Annotated in this window: 9 protein-coding genes; 7 read left to right on the forward strand and 2 right to left on the reverse strand. The window is 68.6% G+C overall.

The genetic code is table 11. The features are described from left to right. The first annotated feature begins 3 nt into the window (after positions 1 to 3). The 5 genes from BN976_RS09515 to BN976_RS09535 are packed head-to-tail and all read left to right on the forward strand — an operon-like array spanning position 4 to position 6,311. Positions 4 to 1,494, forward strand: coding sequence for an amino acid permease (locus BN976_RS09515; RefSeq protein WP_036370514.1), 1,491 nt, complete (start codon positions 4 to 6; stop codon positions 1,492 to 1,494). Beyond that, positions 1,491 to 2,369 (forward strand): universal stress protein, encoded by an 879-nt coding sequence (locus tag BN976_RS09520; RefSeq protein WP_036370155.1) that lies wholly within the window; start codon positions 1,491 to 1,493, stop codon positions 2,367 to 2,369. The genes BN976_RS09515 and BN976_RS09520 overlap by 4 nt, the downstream gene beginning before the upstream one ends. A gap of 35 nt (positions 2,370 to 2,404) precedes the next feature. Continuing rightward, on the forward strand, positions 2,405 to 2,965 hold the full coding sequence (locus BN976_RS09525; protein ID WP_051558375.1) for a TetR/AcrR family transcriptional regulator: 561 nt from the start codon (positions 2,405 to 2,407) through the stop codon (positions 2,963 to 2,965). 38 nt (positions 2,966 to 3,003) lie between these two features. Further along, complete coding sequence (locus BN976_RS09530) at positions 3,004 to 3,438, forward strand: MmpS family transport accessory protein (RefSeq protein ID WP_235622015.1); 435 nt, start codon at positions 3,004 to 3,006, stop codon at positions 3,436 to 3,438. Next, a complete protein-coding gene (locus BN976_RS09535; RefSeq protein ID WP_036370160.1) occupies positions 3,435 to 6,311 on the forward strand; it encodes an MMPL/RND family transporter in 2,877 nt (958 codons plus the stop codon). Before BN976_RS09530 ends, BN976_RS09535 begins: the two co-directional genes overlap by 4 nt. Before the next feature lie 33 nt (positions 6,312 to 6,344). On the opposite strand, the gene BN976_RS09540 is transcribed toward BN976_RS09535, so the two are convergent. Continuing rightward, positions 6,345 to 7,199, reverse strand: a complete 855-nt coding sequence (locus BN976_RS09540) for a mycofactocin-coupled SDR family oxidoreductase (protein ID WP_036370163.1) — start codon at positions 7,197 to 7,199, stop codon at positions 6,345 to 6,347. Positions 7,200 to 7,285: 86 nt separating this feature from the next. Between BN976_RS09540 and BN976_RS09545 the strand changes: the two genes are divergently transcribed. Next, on the forward strand, positions 7,286 to 7,711 hold the full coding sequence (locus tag BN976_RS09545; protein ID WP_036370165.1) for a DUF2834 domain-containing protein: 426 nt from the start codon (positions 7,286 to 7,288) through the stop codon (positions 7,709 to 7,711). Positions 7,712 to 7,915: 204 nt separating this feature from the next. Continuing rightward, entirely contained in the window at positions 7,916 to 8,188 is a 273-nt protein-coding gene (locus tag BN976_RS09550; RefSeq protein ID WP_036370167.1) for a hypothetical protein, read from the forward strand. Positions 8,189 to 8,294: 106 nt separating this feature from the next. Here the strand turns inward: BN976_RS09550 and BN976_RS34345 are convergent. Continuing rightward, the coding region (locus BN976_RS34345) for an SHOCT domain-containing protein (RefSeq protein WP_145977938.1) at positions 8,295 to 8,442 on the reverse strand (148 nt) is incomplete at its 5' end.

Raw genomic sequence — 8,442 nt, forward strand, 5'->3', positions numbered from 1 at the left:
CCCATGACGGCCCCGTCGGTCAATCTCACCGAGCAGATGCTGCGACGACGGCCCGTCATCGGGGCCCCCGTCGCGCACGGCGCCTCCGATCACCTCAAACGCACGATCGGCACCTTCCAGCTGACCATGTTCGGCGTCGGGGCCACCGTCGGCACCGGTATCTTCTTCGTGCTGTCCGAGGCGGTGCCGGAGGCCGGGCCGGGCGTCATCGTGTCGTTCCTGATCGCCGGGATCGCCGCCGGGCTGGCCGCCATCTGCTACGCCGAACTGGCCTCGGCCGTCCCGGTTTCCGGCTCGACCTACTCCTACGCCTACACCACCCTGGGCGAGGTGGTGGCGATGGGCGTGGCGGCCTGTCTGCTGCTCGAATACGGGGTGTCGACGGCCGCGGTGGCCGTCGGCTGGAGCCAATACGTCAACAAGCTGCTGGACAACTTCATCGGACACCATCTGCCGCAAGCACTTTCGGCCGCCCCGTGGGACGACAACCCGGGCATCGTCAACTTTCCCGCGGTCTTCCTGGTCACCATGTGTGCCCTGTTGCTGATCCGGGGCGCCAGCGAGTCGGCCAAGGTCAACACCGTCATGGTGCTGATCAAACTGGGTGTGCTGGTGATGTTCTCGGTGATCGCGTTCACCGCGTTCGACACCGATCGCTTCGCCGACTTCGCCCCCTTGGGCGCGGCCGGCATCGGGTCGGCGGCCGGCACCATCTTCTTCTCCTACATCGGCCTGGACGCCGTGTCCACGGCGGGCGACGAGGTCAAGGACCCGCAACGCACCATGCCGCGGGCCATCCTGGCCGCGCTGATCACCGTCACCTCGGTCTATCTGCTGGTCACCCTGGCCGCGCTGGGCGCGCAGGCCTGGACGAGCTTCGAGGGCCAGGAGGCCGGACTGGCCAAGATCCTCGACGACGTGACGGGGGCGAACTACTGGGGCACGGTGCTGGCGGCCGGCGCGGTGATCTCGATCTTCTCGGTGACCCTGGTGACGCTGTACGGCCAGACTAGGATCCTGTTCGCCATGGGCCGAGACGGGCTGCTGCCCAAGATGTTCGCCCAGGTGAACACCCGCAGCATGACCCCGGTGAACAACACCATCATCGTGGCGATCGTGGTGGGCATCCTGGCCGGTGTGGTGCCGCTGAACTATCTGGCCGACATGGTGTCGATCGGCACGCTGGTCGCCTTCATCGTCGTCTCGCTGGGCGTGATGATCCTGCGCAAGCGCGAACCCGATCTGCCCCGCGGATTCAAGGTGCCCGGCTATCCGGTGACGCCGGTGCTGTCGATCCTGGCCTGCGGCTACATCCTCTACAGCCTGCACTGGTACACCTGGATCGCCTTCTCCGGCTGGGTGGCCGTGGTCCTGGCCTTCTACTTCGTCTGGGGACGCCACCACAGCGCCCTCAACGACGGCGGGGACGGCGTGATCGCCGCCGCGGCGGGGGCCGAGGACGTGCAGGTGATTCATCCGAAGGACGAGCCGTGACCGTCGTCGTCGGCTACCTGGCCGGCAAGAGCGGCACCGCACCGCTGCACCTGGCCGTCGGCGCCGCCCGTACGCTGCGCACCTCGCTGACGGTGGCCACCATCGTGCCCAAGCCGTGGACCACGCCGTCACCGGCGCGCATCGACGCCGAATACGCCTCGTGGGCAGACCAACTCGCGGCCGACTCCGCCAAGGAGGCGCATCGCTACCTGGCCGCCATGTCCGACGGACTCGACGTCTCCTTCCACAGCCACTCGCACCGCTCGGTGTCCGGCGGCCTGGTCGAGGTGGTCGCCGAGCTCGGCGCCGACCTGTTGGTGCTGGGCTCCTCGGCCAACGGCCAGCTGGGTCAGGTGGTCGTCGGGTCGACGGCCGACCGGCTGCTGCACTCCGCGCCGGTGCCGGTGGCGATCGCGCCGCGCGGGTACCGGACCCGCGCGGGCGTGCTGACGCGGATCACCTGCGGCTATCCCGGCACACCGGAGTCGGTGGACGTGGTCAAACGGATCGCCGAACTGGCCACCCGCCTCGAGGTCCCGCTGCGGGTGATCACCTTCGCGGTGCGCGGCCGCACCATGTATCCGCCCGAAATCGGTTTGCACGCAGAGGATTCCATCCTCGCCGCGTGGGAGGCCAGTGCGCGGGAGATGCTGGCGAAGCTGCGCGACGACGGCGTGGTCGGCCTGGACGTCGCCCTCCAGGTGGTCAGCGGCAACGGCTGGGATCAGGCGTTGGACGCCGCCGAATGGCAGGACGGCGAGGTGCTGGCCCTGGGCACCTCACCCCGCGGCGACATCGCCCGGGTGTTCCTCGGCTCGCGCGGCACCAAGATCATGCGGCACAGTCCGGTGCCGGTCCTGGTGCTGCCGGGGTAGCGCACCCGCGTAGCGCCGCGGCTAGGGTGTCCGGCATGCAGCAGGCGACGTTCTCGGACCGCGAACGCGAGCTGCTTGCTGTCACCTTCCGGCTGCTGCGTGAGCGCGGCTATGAGGGGCTGACCGTCGACGAGGTGGCCGCCGAGGCCCGGGCCAGCAAGGCCACCGTGTACCGAAGCTGGCCCACCAAGGCTGAACTCGTGCTGGCCGCGTTCACCGAGGGCATCGCCCAGGACACCGTCGCGCCCGACACCGGCACGCTGCGCGGCGATCTGGTCGCGCTCGGTGACATGGTCTGCGCGCACACCCGCAGCCACGCCGCCACGATGCGCGCGGTGCTGGGCGAACTGGCCCGCATCCCGGCCCTGCACACCGCGCTGCAACGGTTCCTCGCCGGCCGCAAGGCGTTGATCCGCGACGTCCTGGTGCGTGCGGCCGGCCGGGGGGAGATCGACGCCGCCGCGGTCGACTCCGAGTTGTGGGATCTGCTGCCCGGCTATCTGGTGTACCGGGCAGTGATAGAGGACCGGCCGGCCACCCGTAAGACGGTGCGGTCCCTGGTCGACGACGTCATGCTGCCCGCTTTGCGGGGGTAACGCTGCGCCGGTCGGTACTGACCAGTACTGTGCTGTGGGTGATCGGCCGACTGCTCGCCCGCCATTGGACGGCCGCCGCCGCCGTCGCGGTGGTCGCACTGGCCGTGTTCGCCGTCTACCGCCTGCAGGGCGCCTATGTCTCGGGGCACCAGTCGAACTCCCCCGTCGGCGCCGCCGAGCAGATCGTCCCGTTCAACCCGAAGCGGGTCACCCTCGAGGTGTTCGGCCCGCCGGGCGCGACGGCGACCATCTCCTATCTCGACATCGACGCCACCCCGAAGCGGGTCGAGAACGCACCGCTGCCGTGGGTCTACCAGGACACCACCACCACGCCCGCGGTGGCCACCAACATCCAGGCCCAGGGCGACGGCGACACCCTCGGCTGCCGCATCACCATCGACGGTGTGGTCAAGGTCGAGCAGTCCTCCGACGGCGCCGACGCCTACGTGTTCTGTCTGGACAAGTCCGGATGAGCGGGCACTCCGACCGGCCGTCCCGGTTCCCGACGCTGATCCGCAGACTGGCGATCCCCATCGCCATCTTCTGGCTCGCACTGGCCGCCTCCAGCAACGCGCTGGTGCCTCCACTGGAGGAGGTCGGCCGAATCCACAACGTGGCCCAGAGCCCCAAGGAAGCCACCGCGGTCATCGCCAGCCAGCGGGTCGGAAAAGTGTTCGGCGAGTACGACTCCGACAGCCTCGTCACCCTCGTCCTGGAAGGTGACAAGCCCCTCGGCGACGACGCCCACCGCTACGGCGACGCCCTGGTGAAGGCGATGGAGGCCGACACCAAGCACGTCGAGCACGTCCAGTACTTCTGGGGCGACCCGCTGACCGCGGCGGGATCGCAGAGCAGCGACGGCAAGGCCGCCCTGATCACCGTCTACCTGGCCGGTGACGCGGGCGGCAGCCAGGCCAACGAATCGGTGGCCGCGGTCCGCGAGATCGTCGACAAGACCCCGGCGCCGCCCGGGGTGAAGGCCTACGTCAGCGGTCCGGCCGCCCTGGTGGCCGACGAGTTCGCCGTCGGAGAGACCGGCCACATCAAGGTCACCGCGCTGACCTTCGGCGTGATCGGCATCATGCTGCTGATCGTCTACCGGTCGATCACCACCATGCTGCTGACCCTGGTGACCGTCGCGGTCCAGGTGGCCGCCGCCCGCGGCGTCGTCGCCTTCCTCGGGCACCACGGCATCATCCCGCTGTCCACGTACGCGACCAACCTGCTGACGCTGCTGACGGTCGCCGCCGCAACGGATTACGCGATCTTCCTGCTGGGCCGCTACCAGGAGGCCCGCCAAGCCGGCGAGGACCGCACGGCGGCGTATTTCACCATGTACCGCAGCACCGCTCACGTGATCATCGGCTCGGGTCTGACCGTCGCCGCCGCGGTGTTCTGTCTGCGCTTCACCCGGATGCCGTACTTCCAGAGCCTGGGCATTCCGGCCGGCATCGGTGTGCTCGTCACGCTGGTGGCCTCGCTGACCCTGACCCCGGCGGTCATCACGGCAGGCAGCGCGCTCGGCCTGTTCGACGCCAAACGGGCCATGCGCACCCGAGGGTGGCGGCGCATCGGCACCGCGATCGTGCGCTGGCCCGGACCGGTCCTGGCGGCGTCGGTCGCGGTGGCGCTGATCGGACTGCTCGCCCTGCCCGCCTACAAGACCAACTACGACGCCCGCCACTACATGCCGGACTGGGCGCCGGCCAAGGTGGGTTACGCCGCCGCCGAGCGGCACTTCTCCGCCGCCCGGCTCAGCCCCGAGGTGCTGATGGTCGAGTCCGACAAGGACCTGCGCACCCCGGCGAACATGATCGTGCTGGAGAAGGTGGCCAAGGCCGTCTTCCGCACCCGCGGAGTGGCGATGGTGCAGTCGATCACCCGCCCGCTGGGCACCCCGTTGGACCACACCTCGCTCGGGTTCGCCATGAGTGCGCAGAGCTCAGCGCAGTTGCAGGGCCTGCCGTTCCAGCAGGCCCGCGCCGACGACCTGGCCCGGCAGGTCGCCGAGATCAGCAAGTCCATCGACCTGCTGCGCCAGCAGTACACGCTGCAGCAGAAGGCGAACGAGGCCACCGACGAGCAGACCGCCGCGTTCCACGACACCGTCGCCACGGTCAAGGAACTGCGGGACAAGGTCGCCAACTTCGACGACTTCTTCCGGCCGATGCGCGCCTACTTCTACTGGGAGCCACACTGTTTCGACATCCCGCTGTGCGCGGCGATGCGGTCGGTGTTCGACGCCCTTGACGGCGTCGACGCGCTCACCGACCAGTTCGGGCAGGTGACCGCGAGCCTGGACAAACTCAACGCGCTGCAGCCCCAACTGCTGGCCCTGATCCCGCAGCAGATCGCCACCCAGGAGGCGAACAAGGCACTCGCCGAAGCCAATTACGCCACCCAGACCGGTCTGTTCGCCCAGCAGCAGAAGGCCCTGGAGAACTCCGACGCGATGGGTAAGGCGTTCGACGAGGCCAACGACGACAGCACCTTCTACCTGCCGCCGGAGGTCTTCGACAACTCCGAGTTCAAACGTGGCCTGAAGCTGTTCCTGTCCCCGGACGGCAAAGCCGCCCGGATGATCATCACCCACGACGGCGATCCGGCGACGACGCAGGGCATCTCGCACATCGAGCCGATCCGTCAGGCCGCGGAGGAGGCGCTCAAGGGCACCCCGCTCGCCGGTTCCAAGGTGTTCATCGGCGGTACCGCCTCCACCTACAAGGACCTGCGCGACATCGCCTTCTACGATCTGCTGACCGTGGCGATCGCCGCGGTCTGCCTGATCCTGCTCATCATGATCTTCATCACCCGCAGCCTGGTGGCCGCACTGGTGATCGTCGGCACGGTGACGCTGTCGCTGGGCGCCTCGTTCGGGTTGTCGGTCCTGATCTGGCAGCACCTGCTCGGCATCGAGTTGTACTGGATCGTGTTGGCCCTGGCCATCATCATCCTGCTGGCGGTGGGATCGGACTACAACCTGCTGGTGATCTCCCGGTTCAAGGAGGAGATCGGGGCGGGGTTGAACACCGGGCTGATCCGGACGATGGCCGGTACCGGATCGGTGGTCACCGCGGCCGGCCTGGTCTTCGCCTTCACCATGTGCGGGTTCGTGGTCGGCGACCTGATGGTGTTGGCCCAGATCGGCACCACCATCGGCGTCGGCCTGATCTTCGACACCCTGATCGTGCGGTCGTTCATGACCCCGGCCATCGCCGCACTGCTGGGCCGCTGGTTCTGGTGGCCGCTGAAGGTGCGGCCGCGCCCGGCCAGCCAGATGCTTCGGCCCTACGGCCCCCGCCCGGCGGTGCGGGAGCTCCTGCACCAGGACGAGCAGCCGACCTAACGCCCAACGGCGCCAAGCGAATTCGATGACTGGCTAGTACTTCATCACGCCGCGGTCGACGCGGATCTGCGAGCCCGAGATCGTCGAGGACCCGTCGCCGGCCAGCCAGACCACCACGTCGGCGACCTCCTCGACGGTCATGAAGTCCGTCCGCTTACCGGTCGCCCCCTGCCCCACCGGCAGGTAGGGCATCGGCGCGAAGGCGTGCAGATAGCTGGGGTGCGCGCCGAAGAGCTTGAGCATGGCGTCGTTCTCGGTCATCGGGGTGGCCACCGAGTACGGGTGGATCGAGTTCACCCGGATGCCGTACTCGCCGGCTTCCAGCGCAAGGGAATTCGTCAACGCGGTCAGGCCGTGCTTGGAGGCCGCGTAGTGGCTGTTGCCGGGGGTGGCCTTCACCCCGGCCGACGAGGAGACCACGATGATCGAGCCGCCGTTGCCCGCCTCGATCATCGCCGGCACCACTGCGCGCAGGGTGCGCCAGGTGCCGGTGAGGTTGGTGTCGATCACGGTGTTCCACTGCTCGTCGGTCAGCTCCCACAGCCGGCCCCAGGACAGCACGCCGGCGTTGGCCACCAGGATGTCCATCCGGCCGAACTGTTCGACGCCGTCGGCCACCAGCTGGCGCAGCGCGGCGTCGTCGCGGACGTCGACTGGCCGGGCGAGCACCTTGCGTCCCTCGGCCTCCACCAGGCGTGCCGTCTCGGCCAGGTCCTCGGGTGTGGTGCCGGGGTAGGGAATGGTGTCGGAGACCGCCGCGCAGATGTCGGAGACGATGACGTCGGCGCCCTCCCGGGCCAGCCGCACGGCGTGCGCCCGGCCCTGCCCGCGGGCGGCCCCGGTCACAAACGCCACTTGCCCCTCGAGCGTGCCGGTCTCTGCTGCCATCGGCGGTCCTTTCGCTAAACCCACGTCAGGCTAGCAGCCGAACTGAAACGTGTTCTAGATCCCCTGCCGGTCGTTACCGTTGACCGATGACCACGACCCGAAAGACCTTGTGCGGCATCTATGCGGCGATCGCGGCGGTCGCGCTGGTGGCCACCTGGACCCAGAACGCCGCCTACTTCGGTGACTCGTCGGGGTTCCTCAAGAACTTCCTGGCGGACCTGACCACCACCGCGGCGGCCCGGTCGATCACCGTCGACATCGTGCTGTTCTTCCTGGCGGCCGCGTTCTTCATGGTGTTCGAAGCCCGCCGGATCGGTGTGCCCTACGTCTGGGCCTACATCGTCGGCGGCATGCTGATCGCGATCAGCGTGACCTTCCCGCTGTTCCTGCTCGCCCGCGAACGCAAGCTGGCCGCCGAAGGCCAGCCCGACCCCAAGCCGCTCGACGTGATCCTGTTGAGCGCCTTCGCGGTACTCGCGCTGGTCCAGGTGTACTTCGTGTCGAAGGGCTGAGCCGCGGCTGATCCGCGGCATGTTGCCGACGAAACGGCACGCTCCGCGTGAACGTGTTTCGCACCCAGCCGTGCGGGTATCGCTACCGGGCGAGCCCATTGGGAACGAGCGGTGTAGCGTCCCCCGACTCCCGAGGCTCGCGGTCACGGTTGCCCCGAGCACAGGCGGCAACTCAATCTCACGATCTGCACAGCAGGAGAAACAATGTCGTTGACATCTCTGCGTATCACCCCGGCACTCGCGGCAGCCGTCGCGGCCGTCGCTGTACTGTCGGCACCACTGGCAGGTGCGGAACCGCAACAGGAATGCACCAACAGCGGGACGGCGACGGTGTGCGAAACACCAGGCAACGCCGGGATTTTCGCGACCCCACCCGAGGGCAACACACAGGCTGGCGGCGGTATGGGTCCCAACGCGAGTGCCCAGAACGGGACCTACGGACCCAACGGCGACCTCCCGCCGGTGGGCGGGGACTGAGTCGGTAGTCGAGTGGGTCGCCGATGATGGGGCAGGTCATGAAATGGCCCACCGCCACGTCCGCGACCCAACTCGGCGCCGGCGATCCAGATTGGCCGGCCGCGCCTCAGAGTTCGGAGAGGATCTGCTGGCGCTTCTTGGTGTACTCGTCGTCGGTGATGGTTCCCGTCGCCCGCAACGTCTCGAGTTCTTGCAGGCGCTGGGCGGTGGTCTGGCCCTGGGCGGCCGTCATGAACGGTGCCGGCATCGGCGGG

It is taken from the genome of Mycolicibacterium austroafricanum (genome assembly GCF_000612725.1).
Classification (GTDB): domain Bacteria; phylum Actinomycetota; class Actinomycetes; order Mycobacteriales; family Mycobacteriaceae; genus Mycobacterium; species Mycobacterium austroafricanum.